General features: G+C 57.8%; 20 protein-coding genes and 1 tRNA gene. 12 read left to right on the forward strand and 9 right to left on the reverse strand.

Annotation, left to right across the window (positions count from 1 at the left end; genetic code table 11):
• Positions 1–12: 12 nt before the first annotated feature.
• Positions 13–1521, reverse strand: coding sequence for a leucyl aminopeptidase (gene pepA / locus AC22G1_RS04585; protein ID WP_487315719.1), 1509 nt, complete (start codon positions 1519–1521; stop codon positions 13–15).
• Positions 1522–1753: 232 nt separating this feature from the next.
• Here pepA and lptF point away from each other — a divergent pair, with 232 nt between their 5' ends.
• A complete protein-coding gene (gene lptF, locus AC22G1_RS04590) occupies positions 1754–2845 on the forward strand; it encodes an LPS export ABC transporter permease LptF (protein ID WP_487315720.1) in 1092 nt (363 codons plus the stop codon).
• Positions 2842–3903, forward strand: coding sequence for an LPS export ABC transporter permease LptG (gene lptG, locus AC22G1_RS04595; RefSeq protein WP_487315721.1), 1062 nt, complete (start codon positions 2842–2844; stop codon positions 3901–3903). Before lptF ends, lptG begins: the two co-directional genes overlap by 4 nt.
• A 44-nt stretch (positions 3904–3947) precedes the next feature.
• Here the strand turns inward: lptG and AC22G1_RS04600 are convergent, their stop codons facing one another.
• The gene (locus AC22G1_RS04600; protein ID WP_487315722.1) at positions 3948–4409 is read right to left on the reverse strand and encodes an RDD family protein; all 462 of its coding nucleotides are present in this window, start codon (positions 4407–4409) and stop codon (positions 3948–3950) included.
• Positions 4410–4507: 98 nt separating this feature from the next.
• Here AC22G1_RS04600 and AC22G1_RS04605 point away from each other — a divergent pair.
• Together AC22G1_RS04605 and AC22G1_RS04610 are read left to right on the forward strand one after the other, a co-directional pair.
• Positions 4508–4592: transfer RNA gene (locus AC22G1_RS04605), tRNA-Leu, on the forward strand.
• A 113-nt stretch (positions 4593–4705) separates the two neighbouring features.
• Positions 4706–5410 carry a substrate-binding periplasmic protein gene (locus AC22G1_RS04610; protein ID WP_487315723.1) on the forward strand — a complete coding sequence of 235 codons (705 nt, stop codon included), beginning with the start codon at positions 4706–4708 and terminating at the stop codon, positions 5408–5410.
• On the opposite strand, the gene AC22G1_RS04615 is transcribed toward AC22G1_RS04610, so the two are convergent.
• Positions 5404–5667 carry a late competence development ComFB family protein gene (locus AC22G1_RS04615; RefSeq protein WP_487315724.1) on the reverse strand — a complete coding sequence of 88 codons (264 nt, stop codon included), beginning with the start codon at positions 5665–5667 and terminating at the stop codon, positions 5404–5406. The genes AC22G1_RS04610 and AC22G1_RS04615 overlap by 7 nt on opposite strands.
• Before the next feature lie 79 nt (positions 5668–5746).
• Between AC22G1_RS04615 and AC22G1_RS04620 the strand changes: the two genes are divergently transcribed.
• Positions 5747–6412, forward strand: a complete 666-nt coding sequence (locus tag AC22G1_RS04620) for a tRNA/rRNA methyltransferase (protein WP_487315725.1) — start codon at positions 5747–5749, stop codon at positions 6410–6412.
• Here the strand turns inward: AC22G1_RS04620 and AC22G1_RS04625 are convergent.
• Positions 6374–7999, reverse strand: coding sequence for an alkaline phosphatase (locus AC22G1_RS04625; RefSeq protein ID WP_487315726.1), 1626 nt, complete (start codon positions 7997–7999; stop codon positions 6374–6376). The two genes, AC22G1_RS04620 and AC22G1_RS04625, sit on opposite strands and share 39 nt — an antisense overlap.
• Before the next feature lie 44 nt (positions 8000–8043).
• Positions 8044–9672: a bifunctional isocitrate dehydrogenase kinase/phosphatase gene (aceK, locus tag AC22G1_RS04630; protein WP_487315727.1), complete on the reverse strand. Its 1629-nt coding sequence runs from the start codon at positions 9670–9672 to the stop codon at positions 8044–8046.
• 71 nt (positions 9673–9743) lie between these two features.
• Here aceK and ung point away from each other — a divergent pair, with 71 nt between their 5' ends.
• Positions 9744–10406: a uracil-DNA glycosylase gene (ung, locus tag AC22G1_RS04635; protein ID WP_487315728.1), complete on the forward strand. Its 663-nt coding sequence runs from the start codon at positions 9744–9746 to the stop codon at positions 10404–10406.
• A gap of 60 nt (positions 10407–10466) precedes the next feature.
• Entirely contained in the window at positions 10467–11000 is a 534-nt protein-coding gene (locus AC22G1_RS04640) for a hemerythrin domain-containing protein (RefSeq protein ID WP_487315729.1), read from the forward strand.
• Between the two features lie 46 nt (positions 11001–11046).
• Here AC22G1_RS04640 and AC22G1_RS04645 read toward each other — a convergent pair whose 3' ends face one another.
• The 3 genes from AC22G1_RS04645 to tal all read right to left on the reverse strand — a co-directional run bounded on the left by AC22G1_RS04645 (position 11047) and on the right by tal (position 13964).
• Positions 11047–11235: a DUF3545 family protein gene (locus AC22G1_RS04645; protein ID WP_050657197.1), complete on the reverse strand. Its 189-nt coding sequence runs from the start codon at positions 11233–11235 to the stop codon at positions 11047–11049.
• A gap of 84 nt (positions 11236–11319) precedes the next feature.
• Complete coding sequence (gene pgi, locus AC22G1_RS04650; protein WP_487315730.1) at positions 11320–12972, reverse strand: glucose-6-phosphate isomerase; 1653 nt, start codon at positions 12970–12972, stop codon at positions 11320–11322.
• Between the two features lie 41 nt (positions 12973–13013).
• Positions 13014–13964, reverse strand: coding sequence for a transaldolase (gene tal, locus AC22G1_RS04655; RefSeq protein WP_487315731.1), 951 nt, complete (start codon positions 13962–13964; stop codon positions 13014–13016).
• Positions 13965–14112: 148 nt separating this feature from the next.
• On the opposite strand from tal, the gene AC22G1_RS04660 reads away from it, so the two are divergent.
• From AC22G1_RS04660 to AC22G1_RS04680, 5 genes are all read left to right on the forward strand, one after another.
• Complete coding sequence (locus AC22G1_RS04660) at positions 14113–14652, forward strand: O-acetyl-ADP-ribose deacetylase (protein ID WP_487315732.1); 540 nt, start codon at positions 14113–14115, stop codon at positions 14650–14652.
• A 186-nt stretch (positions 14653–14838) separates the two neighbouring features.
• A complete protein-coding gene (locus tag AC22G1_RS04665) occupies positions 14839–15828 on the forward strand; it encodes a porin (protein ID WP_487315733.1) in 990 nt (329 codons plus the stop codon).
• Between the two features lie 247 nt (positions 15829–16075).
• Positions 16076–16765, forward strand: coding sequence for a phosphate regulon transcriptional regulator PhoB (gene phoB / locus AC22G1_RS04670; RefSeq protein ID WP_050657201.1), 690 nt, complete (start codon positions 16076–16078; stop codon positions 16763–16765).
• A 3-nt stretch (positions 16766–16768) separates the two neighbouring features.
• Positions 16769–18085: a phosphate regulon sensor histidine kinase PhoR gene (phoR, locus tag AC22G1_RS04675; RefSeq protein ID WP_487315734.1), complete on the forward strand. Its 1317-nt coding sequence runs from the start codon at positions 16769–16771 to the stop codon at positions 18083–18085.
• A gap of 72 nt (positions 18086–18157) precedes the next feature.
• Complete coding sequence (locus AC22G1_RS04680) at positions 18158–19129, forward strand: PstS family phosphate ABC transporter substrate-binding protein (RefSeq protein WP_487315735.1); 972 nt, start codon at positions 18158–18160, stop codon at positions 19127–19129.
• A gap of 25 nt (positions 19130–19154) precedes the next feature.
• On the opposite strand, the gene AC22G1_RS04685 is transcribed toward AC22G1_RS04680, so the two are convergent.
• Positions 19155–19925: an arylamine N-acetyltransferase family protein gene (locus AC22G1_RS04685; RefSeq protein ID WP_487315736.1), complete on the reverse strand. Its 771-nt coding sequence runs from the start codon at positions 19923–19925 to the stop codon at positions 19155–19157.
• Positions 19926–19997: the final 72 nt, after the last annotated feature.

A 19997-nucleotide genomic window follows, 5' to 3' on the forward strand; every position in this document is an offset into this window, starting at 1 on the left:
GTGGGGTTGCCCTTAATCTTCGGGCTTTTCACCAGCGCGGTTCAAGAGGAACTGGGTCAGAAGCGGCACCGGGCGACCGGTAGAGCCTTTGTTCTTGCCCGATACCCAGGCGGTGCCGGCGATATCGAGGTGAGCCCAGTTGTACTTCTTGGTAAAGCGGCTCAGGAAGGCGCCGGCGGTGATGGCACCGGCCGGGCGGCCACCGATGTTGGCCATGTCGGCAAAGGGGCTTTCCAGCTGCTCTTGGTACTCGTCAAAGAGCGGCAGGCGCCAGGCTTTGTCGCCGGATTGCTCGGAGGCGTTAATCAGCTCATGGGCCAGCGGATTGTGGGTGGACATCAAACCGGAGGCCACCTTACCCAGGGCAATCACACAGGCACCGGTGAGGGTGGCGGTGTCAATCACGCACTCAGGCTCGAAGCGCTCTACATAGGTGAGCACGTCGCACAGCACCAGGCGGCCTTCGGCGTCGGTGTTAAGCACCTCGACGGTCTGGCCAGAAAGAGTAGTGAGGATGTCACCGGGGCGATAAGCGTTGGCATCGGGCATGTTTTCACAGCCGGCCAGCACGCCAATCACATTCAGCGGCAAATCCAGCTCGGCCAGGGCGGTCATGGTGCCCAGCACGCCGGCGGCGCCGCCCATGTCGTACTTCATCTCGTCCATGCCTTCGGCAGGCTTGATGGAGATACCACCGGCGTCGAAGGTCAGGCCCTTGCCTACCAGCACTATGGGCTTGGCAGAGGCGTCAGGGGCGCCGTTATAGCGCATGATGGTCATCATCGATTCGTTGGCGCTGCCACGGCCTACCGCCAGGTAGGAGTGCATGCCAATCTCGGCCATTTGCGCTTCACCCACCACTTCGATGGCCAGCTTACTGTGTTCCTTGGCCAGTTCCTTGGCTGATTCTGCCAGGTAAGCCGGGTTACAGATATTGGGCGGCATGTTGGCCACATTGCGGCACATGGCCATGCCTTTAGTGATGCCCAGGCCGTGACGAATGGCCTTCTCGCCCAAAGAGAGCTCGCGGCGGGTCGGCACGTTGAAGGTCAACTTGCGAAGGGGGCGGCGGGGCTCTTCCTTCTTGGATTTAAGCTGGGTAAAGCTGTAGAGGCTGCTTTCGGTGGCTTCTACGGCTTGGCGCACCTTCCAGTAGGTGTCGCGGCCCTTAACGTGCAGCTCGGTCAGGAAACACACCGCTTCCATGGAGCCGGTATCGTTAAGGGTGGAAATGGTTTTTTGAACGATTTGGCGGTATTGGCGCTCGTCCAGCTCCCGCTCTTTACCACAGCCAATGAGCAGCACCCGTTCGGAAAGGACGCCTGGGACATGGTGCAGCAGCAGGGTCTGGCCTACCTTTCCTTCAAGGTCGCCACGGCGCAGCAAGTTGGAGATATAGCCGTCACTGATGCGATCGAGCTGTTCGGCAACGGGGGAAAGGCGGCGGGGTTCGTAGACACCGACCACAATGCAGGCGCTGCGCTGTTTTTCCGGGCTACCACTTTTTACGCTAAATTCCATGCACACTCCTAAGAGTCATTAAAGACAAGGGCGGCGGATCTATGGATAATGCAGGCAATTGATTTAGCGGGACGAAAGGGCTCGCTAACGCCTGAAATTTTATCCGCCAGGACTTGTCAAAAAGCCTGATAGGTCGATTAAAGCTACTTAAACTTGCAAAAACAAGTGTTAGCTCCAAGATTTGGCCGGATTTTAGTAAAACAGCAAATATTCGCGAAAACAGGGCATTCTCTTGATAGTTTTCCGTTACCTCTTCGCTGAAGCATTCAAGTCCACCATCGCCGTGCTGCTGGTGCTGATGGCCATCTTCGTCAGCCGGGAGTTTGTCTCGGTGCTCTCCGACGCCGCCGACGGCGACATTCCCGGCACCATAGTGGCCCAGGTTATCGGCCTGCACCTGCCGTCGTTGCTGGTGATGGTGATGCCGTTGTCGGTCTTTATCGGCATCCTGATGGCCCACAGCCGGATGTACTCCGAACATGAAATGACGGTGCTGCATGCCTGCGGCATCTCAGAGTGGTACGTGGCGCGGGTTACCCTGACTGTAGCTCTGCTGTTCTCCTTGATTGCCGCTTCCATCACCCTCTGGTTTGCTCCCTGGGCCAAAGAGCAGGAATACCAGATGGTGGAAAAGGCCCATTCCAGCAGCGGCCTTGCCACCTTGCAGGAAGGGCGCTTTCAGCGCACCGCCAATAACAGGGCGGTGGTGTTTATCGAAAACATCGACGATGGCCACCTGGACAAAGTGTTTGTGGCCCAATTGCCCGGTACTGGCGATTCCCCCTCGGTGCTGATGGCCGAAGGCGGCGTGGTGTCTCAGAACGACAAGGGCATGGACACCATGGAGCTCAATCAGGGCTATCGCTATGAAGGCGAAGCCGGGCAGGCGGCGCTGCAGGAAGTGCATTTTGGCCTCTACAAGATGCAGATTGGCGACCAGGAAGTGCAAAAGCGCAACCGTAAACTCTCGGCGCTGCCTCTTGGCGAGCTGCTCAAAGACGATTCGGTGGATGCCCGTGCCGAGCTGCAGTGGCGCATGGCACTGCCTATCGCGGTGTTGCTGTTGTCCTTGATTGCCGTACCTATGGCCCAAACCGGGCCGCGCCAGGGCAAATTTTCCAAAATGCTGCCCGCCCTTGGCCTGTTCCTGGGGTATCTGTTGTTGCTGCTTGCCGGTAACAGGGCGCTTGAAGACGGCAAAATTCCCATTGCCCTGGGACTTTGGTGGATCCATGGCAGCGCACTCTTTATCGGTATCGCGCTTATCATCAAGGGCCGAACCCTCGGCACCCGCATTCGTGGCTGGCTGAGGGGTAGCCGATGAAAATTATCGATTTGTACATCGGGCGGGTGATCCTCACCACCACTTTACTGTGCCTGGCGGTACTGGTGGGGTTGTCTGGGCTTATCAAGTTTGTCGACCAGCTCAAATACGTGGGCCGCGGCCTTTATGACACGGCCGATGCCGGCATCTTTGTGCTGTTCTCCATGCCGCGCGACCTCGAAGTGTTCTTCCCCATGGGGGTGCTGCTGGGCGGTCTTATTGGTCTTGGCATGATGGCCAGCAACTCCGAGCTGACGGTGATGCAGGCCTCCGGCATGTCCAAGTTCAATATCATCGCCTCGGCCATGAAGACCATGTTCCTGCTGATGATCATGGTGGTGCTGCTGAGCGAGTTTGTGGCGCCGGGGGCCGAGCGTTACGCCCGGGACATGCGTACCCAGGCCATGTCGGGGGGGACCTTGCTGTCCGATTCCAATGGCTTGTGGGCGCGGGACGGCAACCGTTTTGTACATATCCAGCAGCTGCTGGAGGCCGATGAAATAGGCGATGTCACCCTGTATGAGTTTGACGGCCTGCAACTTAAACGGCTGCTGCATGCCGACCATGCCCGCTGGAATAAAAACGGCTGGGAGCTCAGCCAAGTGCAGGAAACCTGGATAGACAAAGACAGCACCCGGGTCGATTCGCGGCCCACCATGATGCTCAAATCCGACCTGACCCCGGAAAAGCTCGGTGTAGTCACGGTCAAACCCGAAGCCTTGTCTCTGCGCGGTCTTACCCAATACGTGGAATATCTGGTGGCCAACAAGCAAGATGGCTCTCGCTATAAGCTGGCGTTTTGGCGCAAGATTTTTGCGCCGCTAAACCTTGCTGTGATGCTGCTGCTGGCCTGTTCTTTCGTGTTTGGGCCACTGCGCACCGTGCCCATGGGCGCCCGTATCATCCTTGGCATCATCGCAGGCTTTAGCTTCTTCCTGTTAAGCGAGATCTTCGGGCCCTTGAGCCTGGTGTACGAGGTGCCGCCGCTGCTGGGAGCGATATTGCCGGGGCTGCTGTTTATCGGCATTTCGGTGTATTTACTGCGAAGGCCGGCATAAACCCAAAAAAGGGCGCTTAAAGTGCCCTTTTTGCTGCCTGCGAGTTATTGCTTTGGCGTATCCACCAGCACCACTTCTGTTTGGCTGGCCCTGTCTTGCAGCGCCAGGCGCCGCGAACCGAGCAGCACCCCCAGGGTACCTGCCCCCAATAGCGCACACAGGGCCCTAAGCAGTGCTTGCTTAAGGCTCACCGGCCCGCCTTGCTGGCTTTGCAATTTAAGGCGCCAGGCGCGCATGCCAAGGGTTTGGCCACCGTGGGTCCAGAACCACAAAAAAAAGCCGAGTACGCATAACAGCAGGTAAAGGCTGTAGAGCGGCTGGTCGCGCATAAAGCTTGCTTGGTCGGGATAACCGTCCAGCAGGGAAGGGAAGAGCTGGATGGCCAGCGTCAGCACCGCAAAGCCCAAGAAGTGGGCCAGCATGAATACGGCACAGGCCAGCAGGTAGTCATAACAGAGGGCGGCCAGACGACGCCCGAACGAGGCTCTTGGAAAGTGGCCCTTCATGGTGTGCTCCGATAGCTAAGCGCTTAGAATTGTAGCAAATTTCGCCAATTCAAGAAGGCTTGCAAGGCGAGACTAAATGCGTATAATGCCCTGCACCTGCCTGGGTGGCGAAATTGGTAGACGCAGCTGATTCAAAATCAGCCGGGTAAAACCGTGCCGGTTCGAGTCCGGCCCTAGGCACCAAACATTAAAACCTGCTTTATGCAGGTTTTTTTGTGTTTAAAAATCACCGTTTAACACTTCATTTACTTTTTTTCTTCGGTTAGTTTGAAGATCTCTTGCCGAGGAATGCCGCCATGCGTTTGCTGATTGTTGTGCTGCTGTTCGCCTGCTCCCTGGCCCAAGCCGATGTCATGAAGATGGCCAGCCTGGAATGGCCGCCCTATGCCGGCAGCAAACTGCCTGGCCAGGGCACTGTGATCAGTAAACTGCGGGCGGCGCTGGCAACCCAGGGGCACCAGCTGCAAGTTACCTTCCTGCCCTGGCAACGGGCCTTGTTGTTGGTCAACCAAGACTCCGATTACGTGGCCTACGGCCCCGAATACCAGGATGGTGATCGGGACCTGATGTTTATCAGCTCCGGTGTGGTGGGGTACGGACCTTTGGGTATCGCCTATCGAAAGGCCCACCCTCTTGTTTGGAAGCGCCAGGCGGACCTGTACAAGTACCGCATCGGGGTGGTGCGCGATTACGTCAACACGGCGCTTTTTGACAACGCCGTGGAGCACGGCTTGCAACCCATCGACCAAGCCGATTCAGACCGCCAGAACCTGCTGAAGCTGGCCTATGGCCGGGTTGATGGCGCTGTGGTGGATCTTAAAGTCATGGCCTACTGGCTGGAACACGATGAGAAACTGGCGCCCTTCAAAGATGCGCTGGCCGCTTCCCCCCAGTTACTGGAAAACAAAGCCCTGTATGTCAATTTTCGCCGCGGTGACCGGGGCCAGCGCTGGCAGGCCATCCTTAACCGCGGCCTCAAGGCTCTGGCTCAGGCTCAGTAGCGCACATCGCGGCTGGTGAGAAAATCCAGCGACTCAGTTATAGCCACTCTTATTTTGCGCTCAAGCTGCTGCTTTTCCTGCTCGGTGGTGAAGTAGGCGTTGTCTACGTCATGCCGCACATAGCGGGGCGGTACTTTGTTAAGAACCAGGCAGCAGAGGTCAGCCAGCTGCTCGGAGCTGATGGCGGGAGGATGTTGGGTCAGTTCTTCGGTCAGCAGGCGTTCCATCAGGTTATGAATATCTTCGCTCAGGTGCATGGCGGCGTACTCCCCTTGTGGTTCTCTCTAGTTTAGTGCCCGGCAAATCATTAAGCTTTGGGGCCCTAAAGGAGGCGTGATGGATATTTGTTTTGTGCTGGTTCGCCCCGCCCGCCCGGAGAACATCGGTGCGGCGGCCAGAGCCATGAAGACCATGGGCTTTGGCGATCTGCGCATTGTGGGCTCCAAGGCCCACCTCGAACCCCAGGCCCAGTGGGTTGCCCACGGTGCCCAGGAGCTGATAAGCCAGGCCCGCGATTTTGACACCCTGAGCGAAGCCCTGGCCGATTGCACCCTGGCGGTGGGCACCACGGCGCGAATGCGAAGCGGCAAGCACCAATACCTGACCCCACAAGAGCTAAAAAGCCAGGCCCTTCGCCAACAAGGGGCTGTGGCCAGAATGGCGGTGGTGTTTGGCTGCGAGGAGTCTGGGCTGGCCAACGACGAGCTGGAGCAATGCCAGCTGCGCTCTTACCTGCCTCTATCCCAAACCCAGCCTTCGCTGAATCTTGGCCAGGCGGTGATGCTCTACGCCTACAGCCTGCAACAGCTGCCCGAGCAAACCCAAGTGGCAGAGGTGGACGACGGCTTGTTGGCTACGGCGCGCCAGCGGTTGGAAGCGGTACTGGCCAAGGCCGCCATCGGCGGCGAAGAGATACCGGCCCAGTGGGCATTAGAAAGCCTGCACCGGGCCGGTGAGCGGGATTTAAAGCTGCTGCTGTTTATCCTCAACAAGCTGCTCTGAGGCGGCTTTAGGGGCCTCGGTGGGAGTTGCTTCGGCGGCCGACACCGGCGCTGCGGGTTGCGCCGTCTCGTCTTTTACTGGCGCATCCTTGGGTGCTGGTGCTGGTGCTGGTGCTGGTGCTGGTGCTGCTTGCGGCTTGGCCGCTGGCTCTTCTGCTTTGGGCGCCGGGCTTTGCGCCTTGGGCGTGCTTGGCAGCGGCATGGCCGTGGGAGCGGCGGGAGCCGGAGTCGCAACAACCGGAGCCTTGGTGGCCTCGGCTTTTGGCGCAGGCGGCGTCTGGAACTGGCCAATCAGCTGCTCACCCGGTTGCAGCAGAGCAAAGAGCCGCTTGGCAATCTCGGTGTTATCCATAAAGCCTTCAAAGCGGTCTTTGTCGACCCCGTCAGCGAAGATGGGCACGTCTACCGCCGTGTGGCCTGAAGTGGTCCAGCCGGTGAGGCTGCGCTTGTCGATAAGGGATTTGATGGCGCTGACCAGGGCTTCTTGGCCATCGCTCATGGCGTCCATCAAATTGCTGGCCTCATCCTTGGAAGGGGTAAAGCCCAGCAGTGCCGGCAGGGCTTTGGCTGGTTCGGACTCTTGCGCCAGGCGAGCCGCTATCACCCCTGGTGAGTTGGGGATCTTTCTCAGAAAATCGGCGCGCCACTGGTACTTGCCGGCGGCGCCCAGGGTCAGGCCGCCAGTGGAATGGTCGGCGGTTACCACCACCAGGGTATCGTCCCGGCTGTCGGCAAAGTCTTTGGCCCAGCGGATGGCTTTGGCAAAGTCCTTCATCTCGTGCATGGCGGTGACGATGTCGTTGCTGTGCCCGGCCCAGTCAATCTGGCTGCCTTCCACCATCAACACAAAACCCTTGGGGTTCTGGTTTAGAAGCTCCACCGCTTTGGCGGTCATGGCATCGAGGCGCGGGCCTTGGGTGTCGTCGATGGCGCTTGGCAGGCCCACATCGGCAAACAGCCCCAGCGCCGGCCCTTGGCTGAGGGCGGCAAGGCTGGCGCTGTCGCTGGCAAAGTGGTAACCGGCGGCTTCAAATTCGGCCACCAGATCGCGGTCGGGGCGCTTGAAGTACTGGGTGCCGCCGCCAAACATCACGTCGGCGCGAAATTTGCCGTCGATGCGGTCGTCAAAATAGGCATCGGCAATGGCGTTGTAGTTGGAGCGGTTTTCGTTGTGCACCAAAAACGCCGCCGGGGTGGCGTGGTTGATCTGCGAGGTCACCGCGATACCGGTGCTTTTACCCAGCCGTTTGGCCATGTCCATGATGGAGGACAGCGCCACTTTCTGGCGGTCAACGGCAATGGCGCCGTTGTAGGTTTTATGGCCGGTGGCAAGGGCGGTGGCGGCCGCAGCCGAGTCGGTGACCACGGTGTCGGGCTCGTCAGGGTAGGTGCTGGCCATGCCGGTCAGCATCTGGTCGAAGACGGTGGATTCCACTTTGGGGGTGGTGGGGTCATCGGCAAAGTAGCGGTAGCCGGTGGTGTAGGCCGGGCCCATGCCATCGCCAATCATGATGATGATATTGCGTGGCTCTTTGGCTTGCAGTTGGGTCGTTAGCAGGGCGGCGAGCAGCGCGATGAAATAACGCATCTTCTTGTCTCTTGGATGTTTTATCTGGCCAGTCTAGCAGGAACTTAACCCGGGAAGCGAAGGGCCTGAGGGTAGGGGAAGAAATCTTCCAGTTGCCCCTTTTTGGCATTTTCCTGCGCTTTTAACCAGAAATCGGGGGTGAACAGCTCGGCAAATTCCTGGCCCAATACCTCGGCCGCGTCCTGGCGGGCGCACAGAAAATGCCGGAACTCCTCTGGGAACACGTCCCCTTCGTTGACCGGGTACCAAGGCTCGGCGCTCAGCATATCCTGTTCGTACTCGCTTTTGGGGATGGCTCTGAAGGTCACGTCGCCCAGGGGGCACAGCTCGTCGTAGTCGTAGAAAATCACCCGGCCGTGGCGGGTGACCCCGAAGTTTTTAAAGAGCATGTCGCCGGGGAAAATGCCGGCGGTGGCGATGTCCTTTAAGGCGTGGCCGTATTCACGAAGGATGGCTTTGCTTTCGCCGCTGCGTTCTTTCAGGGCGAGGTTCATGGGGGTCATGCGCCGCTCGGTAAAACAGTGGCTCAGGTGCAGCATGTCGCCCTCTATCCGGGCCCGCCCGGCGCAGGTGGCCAACAGCTCTTGCAGGGGCGCCGGGTCAAAATGGGCCAGCGGCAGGCGCAGGTCGATAAACTCCTGGGTGTCTGCCATGCGGCCCACCCTGTCGTGGCGCTGCACCAGGTGGTAGCGCTCTACCACCTGCTGGGGGGTCACTTTTTTGGAATCCCCAAATTGGTCGCGGATCACCTTGAACACCAAATCCTGGCCTTCGAGGGTAAACACCATCATCACCAGGCCCGGTATCCCTGGTGCGGTGATAAAGCGGCCTTTGCGGGCCAAGGCGTCTTCCAGCTCGGTAACCAGCAGGGTTTTACCGTGCTTGTAGTAGCCCAGGGCGTTATAGAGCTCCGAATGCGGCTTGTGGGGCATCAGGGTTTCTAAAAAGGCGATCTGCGCCGACGGCGCCGGGCTCAGGCTTAAAAAATCGGAGCGGGCAAAGCCGAACAGCACCGACAGGTGGTCGCGTTGCAGGAGCAGCGCATCCACTTTGAGGGCGCCGTCTTTTTGCAAAAAGGCGATGGCAAAGGGCACCGCCATCTGATCGGTGTTAAGGCAGCCCACCAAGTAGCACCCCTTGTTGCGGTAAAAAGGCTCGGTGAGTAGGTCCAGGTGTAAGGGGTAGTCGTGGGGATTAAGGGCCGGCTTTAGCGCCTGGGCAAGCTTGGTGGCCTGGTTGGCAAGGTAGCGGATGGGAAGCGGCAGGCTGGCGCTTTCCAACACCCTTTGCATCACATCGGTTAAATCCCCCTGCATTGGCAGGCGAAGGTAAGGCACCGTTGCCACCTTGGCCAACTCGCGGCCGTTAAAGGGCCGAGGCATGCCCGGTTGCAACCTGGCGTAGACCGAGTTGAAAAAGGTCAGCGCCAACTCCCGGGCCGGGTGGTCTTTGAGCGACTCGACAAAATCTTGCTTCAGGGCTGGCCAGTCCAGCAGGCTGCCGTTAAGGCTCGCCACCAGTTGGCCGACGATATCGTCATGGCGCTCGAAGCGGGCCCGGCTTAGTTGCTGCAATCCCTGCCAATCGGCCTCGGCAAAACAGAGGCTGGCTTTGCCGGTCAAGTGCAGAAAATCCTGCCAGTAAGCGCGAAAGGTGTGACTGATGGGGTTCATTGGCATCCTTTTCTTGCGCCAGGGGGGCAGCTTGGGCAGCATGTGCGCCACAACGAGACAGGAGCCGAGCCATGAGTAAAGAATGGAGCGACATCATCGGTGGCGAGAAGCAAAAGCCTTACTTCCAGGCAGTGATGTCCAGAGTACAGGCAGCCAGGGACGCCGGCCAAGTGATCTATCCCCCAAAAGACGAGGTCTTCAACGCCTTTCGTTATACCGAGTTTGACAAGGTGCGGGTGGTTATCCTCGGCCAGGACCCTTACCACGGCCCGGGCCAGGCCCACGGCCTGTGTTTTTCGGTCAAAGACGGCATCGCGCCGCCCCCTTCCCTTAAGAACATGTTCAAAGAGCTGGCGGGGGATATTCCCGGCTACCGCATTCCCGAGCATGGCAACCTGGAAAGCTGGGCCCAACAAGGGGTGCTGCTGCTCAATACGGTGCTCACGGTGCAGGATGGCAATGCCCACTCCCACGCTGGCTGGGGCTGGGAAACCTTTACCGACGCCGTGATAGCGGCCCTTAACGAGCAGCGCCAGGGGCTGGTGTTTTTGCTGTGGGGCAGCCATGCCCAGAAAAAGGGCGCCATGATCGACCGCCAGCGCCACCACGTGCTGAGTGCGCCGCACCCGTCTCCACTGTCGGCCCACCGCGGATTTCTTGGCTGCCGGCACTTCTCTCAGGCCAATGCCATCTTGATGCGCCAGGGCCTTGAGCCCATCGACTGGCAAAGCTGAGCCGGCGCGTTAGGGCCCTGGCGGGTCTATCCTTAGGGGAGCCGTTAGGAGGTTGTGCCCATGTTGGATTTGCTTCGCCAGGACCATCATCGCATCCGCCGTTTGCTGGCGCTCCTGGACGCCAAAGCGGCGGCCATTCGTGCCGGCCAGGAGGTGCGTTATGACCTGCTCAAGGATGTGCTGGACTATCTTCACCACTATGTTGATGGCGTGCATCACAGTGAAGAAGACGAGCTGGTCGGCAAGATTGATAACGACAAGCTCAAGGCCGAGCTGACCGGCCAGCACCGCAAACTGGATGAGGCCACCCAATGCCTTGGCCAGCGGGTAGAGATGGTGCTGATGGACGCCGTTGTTCCCTGCGACGAAATGCTGCGCGCCCTAGAGGATTTTGTCTGCGAGCAGCGCGCCCACCTGGCCTTTGAGGAAGAAAAGCTGTTCCCGCTTCTGGAAGGCGAGCTTTCTGAAGCCGACTGGCAGCAACTGGCCGCTACCCTGGAAGAGAAGGCCCAAAAAGATCCTCTGTTTGGCGCCGAAGTCAGGGCCGATCACCGGGCCTTGTGGGAGCGCCTGAAGCAGGAAGAGGAAGAGTAAATAAAAAGCCCGGCGATGGCCGGGCTTTTTGCTGTTTGGGTTTTACTTAAAGGTCGATGCGGTCAAGGGAATAGTCGCTGTTCCAGTCGATTTCTTCGAGTTCGCGCTTTAAACGGTATTTCTCTTTGAGGTCTTCGATCTCGCGCCACCGCCGTTTCTTGTTGCTTGCGCCACGGCCTTTGGCATCACGCTTCCCACCGGTAAGAGCCAACTGCAGATCCTGAATATCTTCCATGGAAACTCCCGTTTTAAGGCGTTGTTGACAACCAACTAATTACCACGCACGGGCTAAAAGTAAAACACTTTTGTTGCAGTTGTGTTATCCCTCGCGCTTTTTTGCGGCCAAGGCCCGGAAACGGGCAATGAGGGCATTGGTGGAGCTGTCCAGATCCAGTAGCGCGCTGTCGTCTTCCAGGCGGCTAAGCACCTCGTTACCCAGCACCTTACCCAGCTCAACCCCCCATTGGTCAAAGGAGTTCAAGTCCCAAAAGATCCCTTGAACCAATACCTTATGCTCATAAAGGGCGATAAGGGCACCCAGGGTGGCGGGGCTGACACTGTCCATCAGCAAGGTGTTGGAGGGGCGGTTGCCCGGCATCACCTTATGGGGCGCCAGTTTTGCAATTTCTGCCTCGCTAAGGCCGCTGGCAGCCAGTTCTTGCTTGGCTTTATCAAGGCTTTTGCCTTCCATCAGCGCCTGGCTTTGGGCAAAGCAATTTGAGGCCAGCATGGCGTGGTGGCGGCCAAGGGGGTAATGGCTGGTCAGCGGCAGGATAAAATCGGCCGGAATGAGCTGTTTGCCCTGGTGCAATAACTGGTGGAAGGCGTGCTGGCCGTTGGTGCCCTCGGCGCCCCAGATAACAGGGCCGGTGAGATGCTCAATGGCGCTGGCATCGTTATGGCAGCTCTTGCCGTTGGACTCCATGTCTAGCTGCTGCACGTAGCCGGGCAGGGCGCGCAGGCCGTGGTCGTAGGGCAGCAGCACATGGGAGGTGGCGCCAAAATAGTTGATGTAGGCAATGCCGGTCAGGGCCAGCAGCATCGGCATGTTTTGTTTCAGCGGTGCCGTTTTAAAGTGCTGGTCCATGGCGTTGGCCCCGCCCAGCAGCGCCTTGAAGTTGTCCATGCCGATAGCAAGCGCGATGGGCAGGCCGATGGCAGACCACAGCGAATAGCGGCCTCCTACCCAATCCCACATGGGAAAACAGTTGTCGGCGCTGATGCCAAAGGCCTCGGCCTTGGGCACGTTGGCGGTCACTGCCACGAAGTGTTTGGCAAGATCGCTAAAGTCGGCGCCGGCGGCTTTAAGCCAATCGCGGGCGCTTTCGCTGTTGGTGAGGGTTTCCTGGGTGCCGAAGGATTTGGAAGCGGTAATAAAGAGGGTGGTTTGAGGGTCAAGGTCCGCCAGTTTGCCGCTAAGGGCGGCGCCGTCGATATTGGCTACATAATGTACTTTGACCTTGTGCTGCCAGAACGGCTTTAACGCCTCGGTGACGATTTTGGGGCCAAGAAAGGAGCCGCCGATACCGATACTCACCACATCGGTAATGGCCTTGCCGGTAAAGCCCAGCCACTGGCCGCTGTAGAGGGCTTCAACAAAGCGGGCCATGCGCGCCAGGGTAGCGGCCACCTCTTGGGTGACTTGGCTGCCTTCGCTGATAACGCTGTCATCCACGCTGCCGCGAAGGGCGGTGTGCAGCACGGCGCGCCCCTCGGTGTGGTTGATAAGGGCGCCATTGAACATGGCCTGGATTTTATCCCCAAGGCCCGCCTCTTCAGCCAGCTTTTCAAACAGAGCCAGGGTCTCGCTGGTCAGATGGTTTTTGCTGTAATCGAGGGTCAGGCCGGCAGCGCTCAGGGAGAAGGTTTCGCCGCGTTTAGGGTCGGCGGCAAACAGGCTTTTAAGATCCGGCAGGTTGTGAAGATGGCTGGCCAGTGCGTCATTGCTGGGGTAACGGGTCAATCCGGTCATGGCGTCCTCTAAAAGTAAGGGGCTTGACGCCCCTTTTTGCTTCAAAGCTTTTTCAACAGTAAGGCTTCCAGCTTTTGCTGGTCCTCGGCAAATTTGCGGATGCCCTCGGAGAGTTTCTCCACCGCCATGGCATCTTCGTTGTGCTGCCAGCGGTATTGGGCTTCAGTCAGGGGCTGCGGCCGTGGCTGGCGCTCAGTGCCGGGTTCCAGGCGGCGGCTGATAGGTTCTTCGCTCTGCTCGAGTTGCTCAAGCAGGGCCGGGCCTATGGTCAGGCGGTCGCAACCGGCCAGGGCCAGAATTTCCCCTGTGTTACGGAAAGAGGCGCCCATTACCACAGTGCCGTAGCCGTGGGTTTTGAAGTAGTCGTAGATGCGGCTAACCGATACCACGCCCGGGTCGTCCTCGGCGCCGTAGTCTTTACCGGTGCTGGCTTTGTACCAGTCGAGGATGCGGCCAACAAAGGGGGAGATAAGGTACACGCCTGCTTCGGCGCAAGCGCGGGCCTGGGCAAAGGAGAACAGCAGGGTCAGGTTACAGTTGATGCCTTCTTGCTCCAGCACTTCGGCGGCGCGAATACCTTCCCAGGTGGCGGCGACTTTAATGAGGATGCGGTCTTTTTCGATGCCGGCATCTTTGTAGAGCGCCACCAGCTTGTGAGCCTTGTCGATGGTGCCTTGGGTGTCGAAAGAGAGGCGGGCATCCACTTCGGTGGAGATGCGGCCGGGGATGATACCGAGGATGGCAACCCCGAAATTGACCGCCAGTTTGTCCATGGCGTTGTCTACTACTGTGGCTTGGTCGCCACCCAGGGCGCGGGCATACTCGAGGGCATCCGTTACCAAGTGCTGGTATTCGTCCAGGCCGGCCGCCTTGAGGATCAGCGACGGGTTGGTGGTCGCATCCTGGGGTGCATAGCGGCGGATGGCATCGATTTCGCCGGTATCTGCCACTATGGTGGTAAAGGCGCTGAGCTGAACTAATTGATTGGACATGCTTCCCTCTGTCTTGGAATGTATGAAAATTTCTTACAAAAGGTCGTTTTTGGCAACTGGAAAAATCAGCTTAGCTAGGGTAAGACAGAATTTCAGCTGATAAAAATGGCGAAAACGCTTTCTCATTAAACTGGTCGGATGAGAATAAATGAAATCGAGCAACGTCACTTTTTTTATGCGGGTCTGGCAAGGGGACATTACCCAATTACCCGTTGATGCCATCGTCAATGCCGCCAATCCCAGCCTGTTGGGGGGCGGTGGCGTCGATGGCGCCATTCACAAGGCCGCCGGGCCTGACCTCAAACAGTACTGTGCTGGCCTGGGTGGCTGCAACACCGGCGAGACCAAGTTAAGCCCCGGCTTTAACCTGCCCAGCCAGTATGTGGTGCATACCGTGGGCCCGGTTTGGCATGGCGGCGGCGAAAACGAAGCCGAGTTGCTGGCGCAATGTTACCAAAACAGCCTGTTGCTGGCTGACCGTGAAGGCATTGTCAGCATTGCTTTTCCGGCCATCAGTTGTGGCGTTTATGGTTATCCTGCCAAGGAAGCGGCAGAAGTGGCGATAACGGCATTGAACGCCGCTCTCGAGCAATGTGTGCTGTCCAAACAAATCTGGCTGGTGGGTTTCGACGCCGAACAAGCGGTTATCTGGCAGCAATGTGTCGCTAACCTTCAGCAAATAGCCTAAGAACCTTTTCCTATCCGGCTGTTCTCCCTCCCAGCCTGCGCCATGCGCGGGCTGTTAGAAAAACGTTTGCGATTTTTTCGATTCTGCCCCGTCTGAGCAATAAAACTGTCACAAAGCTTTGCCAAGATGCCCACCGTTCGCCGAGAGGCATTTTTTAGTGTTTTTACACTTTTCTGGGGTAAGAAAATGAACTTTGTAAAGTCTGCTGTTGCTGCTTCCATGCTGCTGGGTTTCGCCGGTTCCGCCGTTGCTGCCGACGTACCGGTTTCCGTATACGGTAAACTGAACGTCACTTTCGAAAACGTCGACAAAGGCGACTCTCAAACCGAACTGAAAAGCAACGCTTCTCGCTTTGGTGTGAAAGGTGCCGCTGCCCTGAGCGACGACCTGGAAGCCGTTTACCAAATGGAATGGGAAGTGAACGCCACTGACCAATCCCACGCCAACAGCTCCGAAGACCAGTTCAAAGCCCGTAACACCTTCGTTGGTCTGAAAGGCAGCTTCGGTACCGCCCTGGTAGGCCGTAACGACACCATGCTCAAGCAGTCTCAAGGCAACGTTGACCAGTTCAACGACCTGGACGGCGACATCAAGACCCTGTTCAAAGGCGAAAACCGTATGGGTGACTCCATCACCTATATGACTCCGTCCATTGGCCTGTTCCAAGCCGGTATCACCTACATTGGTCAAGACAACGATGACCAACGCGTTGACGGCGACGGCCCTGACGGCACCAAGTACAAGTCCGGCGCCTCTCTGGCCTTGATGTACGGTGACGCCAAATTCAAAAAAGCCCCTTACTTCGCTTCTGTGGCTTATGACAACGACGTAGCCGGCTGGGACACCACCCGCGCCACTGTTCAAGGCAAGGTTGGTGATTTCGTTCTGGGCGGTATGTATCAGCGCGGCGAAAAATCTGCCGACAGCAGCCAAGACTACAGCGGCTTCATGGTCAGCGCCGCTTATGAGCTGAACAAAGCCACCTTCAAAGTGCAGTACCAAGACTCTGACCTGCACGACCTGGGCTCTACTTCTTACAAAGATGCCGTTTCTGCCGGTATCGATTACAAACTGGGTAACACCACCAAAGTATTCGGCTTCTACACCAAATTCTCCGCCGTATCCGGCGCTGAAGATGCTGACTACCTGGCTGTGGGCATCGAACAGAAGTTCTAAGCTCCCCCGGTATGAAGAAGGAGGCGAAAGCCTCCTTTTTTATTCGCGTTTTTCCGTGGACCCTAACCGCGCTTAAGTGCTGATGAACAAAAAAACGGCGAGTTGTCGTTTTGTGGCGATGTTCTGCTTTTTTAAATTTATCAGTGGCTTAAATGCATTAAAGAGGTCCGATGCCGCTATCGGGTCATAAAAGTGTCACAATAGTTCACAATAATGTCAGCCGATTGCAATGAGTAGAGATCATCCCATGGCACGACGTGTATTGATAGTTGAGGACGAGGCTCCGATCAGGGAGATGCTGGCCTTTATCCTCGATCAAAACGGCTATCAGCCGGTTGAAGCTGAAGATCTGCCCATGGCCCAGGCCAGGCTTCAGGAGCCCTATCCTGATCTGGTGTTGCTGGACTGGATGCTGCCCGGTGGGTCCGGTCTGCAACTGGCCAAAACCATGAAGCAGAACGAATACACCCGTCAGATCCCCATCATCATGATCACCGCCCGCGGTGAAGAAGAAGACAAGGTGCGTGGCCTGGAAGTGGGCGCCGACGATTACATCACCAAGCCTTTCTCGCCCAAGGAACTGATGGCGCGGATCAAAGCCGTGATGCGCCGCACTTCACCCACCAACGTGGACGATGTCATCGAAGTGCAGGGGCTGCGCCTGGACCCGGTATCCCACCGTGTCACCGCTCATGAAGACTCTGTCGACATGGGCCCCACCGAATTCAAGCTGCTGCATTTCTTCATGACCCACCCGGAGCGGGTGTACAGTCGTGAGCAGTTGCTGGACAACGTTTGGGGCACCAACGTTTATGTGGAAGACCGCACTGTTGACGTGCATATCCGCCGACTGCGTAAAGCGCTGGAGAACCACGGCCACGACCGCCTGGTACAGACGGTACGCGGCGCCGGTTATCGCTTCTCCAGCCGGGTGTAATTAATGCACCATTTTTCCTGGTGGCGTCTTGCCTGGACCCTGCTTCTGTATGGGTCCATTTTGGCCGTGGTGGGGGTGGTTGTTGGCGCCCCCTTGCTGGTTTTGCTCATCGGCGCCCTGGCGCTGGTGCTGTGGCATTACTGGCAGCTGTTTTTGCTGGTGCGCTGGCTTTGGGACGGTCGCCAGTTTACGCCGCCAAGGGGCAGTGGCACCTGGCAGTTCGCCTTTGATGGCGTCTACTTCCTGCAGCGCAAAAACCTCAAGCGCCGCAAAGAACTTGGCCGCCTGCTCAAGCGGTTTCGGGAAGGCACCGAAGCCCTGCCTGACGCGGTGGTGGTGATCAACGAAGAGCGCGAGATTGTCTGGTGTAACAAGTTGGCCACCCATATTCTTGGTGTGCGTTGGCCTGACGATAACGGCCAGCGTATCGACAACCTGCTGCGCCGCCCGGAATTTGTTGCCTATATCAAGAAGCAGCAGTTTCAGGAGCCCCTCATTATTCCGTCACCGGCCCAGTCCATGGCCAGCGTTGAGATCCGCGTCATTCCCTATACCGCCAACGAAACCCTGATGGTGGCAAGGGACGTGACTCGTCTGCAGCAATTGGAGCAGATGCGCCGCGATTTTGTGGCCAACGTCTCCCATGAGCTGCGTACGCCGCTGACCGTGCTACGTGGGTATCTGGAGATGATCGGCGACGATCCGCGCCTGGACGCCGGCCCCTGGGGCAAACCCCACAAGATGATGACCGACCAGGTAGGCCGTATGTACAGCCTGGTTGAGCAGCTTTTGGCTTTGTCGCGCCTTGAAGCTCGCGGCGAAACCGAAACCCCCCGTGATGTGGACGTGCCAGCACTGATGCACAAGCTGGAGTCTGACAGTCAGGCACTCAACAGCGACAAGCAGCACAGCATTCGCTTTGATATCGACAACCTGCACATGCAGGGTGACAGCGAACAGATGACCTCGGCCTTTGCCAACCTGGTGGCCAATGCCATTCATTACACGCCGGCTGGCGGCAATATCGAGGTGAGCTGGAAAAAGCTGCCTGATGGGCGCGCCCGCTTTTCTGTTACCGATACCGGTGACGGCATCGCACCTGAGCATATTCTGCGCATCACCGAGCGTTTCTACCGGGTGGATAAGGCCCGTAGCCGCAATACAGGTGGTTCGGGCTTGGGGTTGTCTATTGTTAAGCACGTACTGAGCCGCCATCGCTCCAGGCTGGAGATCCGCTCCACTTTGGGTAAGGGCAGCACCTTTTGGTTCGATATTCCCAAAGAGCTGGTGAGTGGTCATCAGAGCGTCATCAATGGGTAACCTAAGTGTCATTGAGGCGCCAGATACTGCACGGGTAACGTTTTATTAACACCGCTTCAAAGGAGCGATGCTATGAAAATCAAGCAACTGGTTGGCGTTATCGGGTTCGCCGCCCTGACCACTTTCGCGCTGTCCGCTGCTGCCGCCGTGGACCGCAACCTGCCTGACTACAAAAAGGTGTCCGGGATCTCCGGCAACCTGTCGTCAGTGGGCTCCGATACCCTGGCTAACCTGATGACTTTCTGGGCTGAAGAGTTCAAGCGCCAGTACCCCAACGTCAATATTCAAATCCAGGCTGCCGGTTCCTCCACGGCGCCGCCGGCGTTGACCGAGGGCACTGCCCAGTTCGGCCCCATGAGCCGGCAGATGAAATCCGGTGAGATTGAAGCCTTTGAAAAGCGCTATGGCTACAAGCCTACCGAGATCCGGGTGGCTATTGATGCCTTGGCGGTTTACGTCAATAAAGACAACCCCATCAAGGGCATGACCATGGAGCAGGTGGACGGGGTGTTTTCTTCAACCCTGCGCTGCGGCGAAGGCGCCATCGACCGTTGGGGCCAACTGGGCCTGACCGGCGACTGGGCGGCGCGTGACATCCAGCTCTATGGCCGTAACTCGGTGTCTGGCACCTACGGTTACTTCAAGGAAGAAGCGCTCTGCAAGGGCGATTTCAAGAGCTCGGTGAACGAGCAGCCCGGCTCGGCCTCAGTGGTACAGTCAGTCAGCACCTCCCTTAACGGCATCGGTTATTCCGGTATCGGTTATAAAACCTCCGGGGTGCGCACTGTGCCGCTGTCCAAAGATGGCGGTAAAACCTACATTGATGCCACCCCGCAAAATGCCGTTAAAGGGGCCTATCCGCTGTCGCGCTTCCTTTATATCTACGTCAACAAGCACCCCAACAAACCCCTGGACCCAATGCAGGCCGAGTTTGTGAAAATGGTGCTGTCCAAGACCGGCCAGCAAGTGGTGGAAAAAGACGGTTACGTACCGCTGCCAGCTGTTGTTGCCAAGCGGGAATTAACCAAGCTCGGTATCGAGTAAGAAAAGCCGGGCTTGCCCGGCTTTTTTAATGCCACTTTGCCAGCCACTGGGCGATGTCGGCAAAGGGCAGCGTGATGCCAAAGTGCTCTGCCAGCAATTGGCGGTAGTGGGCTTCGTTATTGATGGGCCATTGCTGGCGCGTCTTGCCTTTTGTCACCAGCAAGGTGTTGTCACTCAGGCTAATGCGGCCGGTGGCGGTTGCCTTTGAGCAAATGCTCTTGCGGGTAAAAGGCGAGGCCTCGGCGCTTTGGTGCCAGTCGGCCATGGCTTGAAACGCCTGAAGTTGCCTGGGCCTTGGGTCTATCAGCAGCTCGGCTTTCCCCTCTCTTTGCATCAGCCATTTTTCTTGTTGGGCGGTGAGCGTAAAAACGCCGGCCCTGTCCTGTTGCTCGCCGCTGGCGAGCGTCAAAGGCGCTAAGAAGCTGTCACCAAAGCCCACGTCTGTCAGCAGCGTCTTGCTGCCTTCTTTTACCTTAAGCAGTAAATGGTCGAAGTCGGGGCCCGGTACGCCGCTTGGGTTAAAGACCCTGGCCTGTATCAAGGTGGTTTCAAAGCCGAGGCTTAGCAGCAGGCAATAAAAGCCGTAGTTGAGCTCGTAGCAAAAGCCGCCGCGTTGCTCATCAAGCAGCTTGGCAAGGATGGCCTCATGGCTCAGCACTATGGGCCTTTTAAAGGTGATATCCAGGTTCTCAAAGGGCAGGGCATAAAGGTGCGCCAAGTGCAGATCGGCAAGGGATGAGCGCGGGCTAACTCCCAGCCGGGCCAGGTAACGCTGTAATTGGGTGGATGTGAGCATCAGGCCTCCTTTTCTAACCCCATGATGATAATGGCTTTGCCTGGCTCGGATTGTTCCGGTTTTTTAGTTTTG

It is taken from the genome of Gallaecimonas zhanjiangensis, from assembly GCF_057624825.1.

Coding starts and splice junctions, on each gene's coding strand:
- pepA (WP_487315719.1), bottom strand. CDS start 1,521: ATGGAATTTAGCGTAAAAAGTGGTAGCCCGGAAAAACAGCGCAGCGCC.
- lptG (WP_487315721.1), top strand. CDS start 2,842: ATGAAAATTATCGATTTGTACATCGGGCGGGTGATCCTCACCACCACT.
- AC22G1_RS04600 (WP_487315722.1), bottom strand. CDS start 4,409: ATGAAGGGCCACTTTCCAAGAGCCTCGTTCGGGCGTCGTCTGGCCGCC.
- AC22G1_RS04610 (WP_487315723.1), top strand. CDS start 4,706: ATGCGTTTGCTGATTGTTGTGCTGCTGTTCGCCTGCTCCCTGGCCCAA.
- AC22G1_RS04615 (WP_487315724.1), bottom strand. CDS start 5,667: ATGCACCTGAGCGAAGATATTCATAACCTGATGGAACGCCTGCTGACC.
- AC22G1_RS04620 (WP_487315725.1), top strand. CDS start 5,747: ATGGATATTTGTTTTGTGCTGGTTCGCCCCGCCCGCCCGGAGAACATC.
- AC22G1_RS04625 (WP_487315726.1), bottom strand. CDS start 7,999: ATGCGTTATTTCATCGCGCTGCTCGCCGCCCTGCTAACGACCCAACTG.
- aceK (WP_487315727.1), bottom strand. CDS start 9,672: ATGAACCCCATCAGTCACACCTTTCGCGCTTACTGGCAGGATTTTCTG.
- ung (WP_487315728.1), top strand. CDS start 9,744: ATGAGTAAAGAATGGAGCGACATCATCGGTGGCGAGAAGCAAAAGCCT.
- AC22G1_RS04640 (WP_487315729.1), top strand. CDS start 10,467: ATGTTGGATTTGCTTCGCCAGGACCATCATCGCATCCGCCGTTTGCTG.
- AC22G1_RS04645 (WP_050657197.1), bottom strand. CDS start 11,235: ATGGAAGATATTCAGGATCTGCAGTTGGCTCTTACCGGTGGGAAGCGT.
- pgi (WP_487315730.1), bottom strand. CDS start 12,972: ATGACCGGATTGACCCGTTACCCCAGCAATGACGCACTGGCCAGCCAT.
- tal (WP_487315731.1), bottom strand. CDS start 13,964: ATGTCCAATCAATTAGTTCAGCTCAGCGCCTTTACCACCATAGTGGCA.
- AC22G1_RS04660 (WP_487315732.1), top strand. CDS start 14,113: ATGAAATCGAGCAACGTCACTTTTTTTATGCGGGTCTGGCAAGGGGAC.
- AC22G1_RS04665 (WP_487315733.1), top strand. CDS start 14,839: ATGAACTTTGTAAAGTCTGCTGTTGCTGCTTCCATGCTGCTGGGTTTC.
- phoB (WP_050657201.1), top strand. CDS start 16,076: ATGGCACGACGTGTATTGATAGTTGAGGACGAGGCTCCGATCAGGGAG.
- phoR (WP_487315734.1), top strand. CDS start 16,769: ATGCACCATTTTTCCTGGTGGCGTCTTGCCTGGACCCTGCTTCTGTAT.
- AC22G1_RS04680 (WP_487315735.1), top strand. CDS start 18,158: ATGAAAATCAAGCAACTGGTTGGCGTTATCGGGTTCGCCGCCCTGACC.
- AC22G1_RS04685 (WP_487315736.1), bottom strand. CDS start 19,925: ATGCTCACATCCACCCAATTACAGCGTTACCTGGCCCGGCTGGGAGTT.